Source organism: Flammeovirga sp. OC4, assembly GCF_000812565.1.
GTDB lineage: Bacteria > Bacteroidota > Bacteroidia > Cytophagales > Flammeovirgaceae > Flammeovirga.
On the sequence record NZ_JTAM01000137.1, the window covers coordinates 1 to 568 of the forward strand.

The window sequence follows — 568 nt, forward strand, 5'->3', positions numbered from 1 at the left end:
TTTGAGGTGGCTTGGATGAAAGCAAAAATACTTTTCTATGACACCATAGGGAGAGGCATTGCTTATGTGAAAGAAATAGCAATACCTTTTATTGAAGCATTTAAAGAATTTTTCCACAATGAACTTGCTACAATTGGCACAACACTAACCAGTAGTTTAAGTCCATTAACTGTATTCTTTAACGTAAGTTTGGGTTTAACAAGGTTGTTGTGGTCAGCTCTAACAGGTCTTCTCAAACTTCTTAATACCGTTAGAAGTGTTTTTATACAGTTTGTAAACTGGGTGTATGAAAAAACGGGAGCAAAATCACTATTGCACCAACTTTTAGGTATTGACGAGGAAGTATCCATCTTATCGGTGATCAAAAGAGTGTTTGATGATATTGCTATTCGCTTTGAAGGACTGGTCAAAGTAGGAGCTAAAGCAATGGATGTGATCAATTATGGCTTGAGAGGTGAGTTTTCGAAAGCAAAAGAAGGCTTTTCGATGATAAAAACAGATTTAAAAGATGTGTTCTCTTCGGATTTTGTGGAAAGAAACCGTAAAGCCTCTATTATTAAGCCAACCG

1 protein-coding gene is annotated in these 568 nt (G+C 36.3%); it reads left to right on the forward strand.

Annotation, left to right across the window (positions count from 1 at the left end):
- Window positions 1–15 precede the first annotated feature (15 nt).
- The coding region (locus tag PL77_RS29425; protein WP_156152603.1) for a hypothetical protein at window positions 16–568 on the forward strand (553 nt) is incomplete at its 3' end.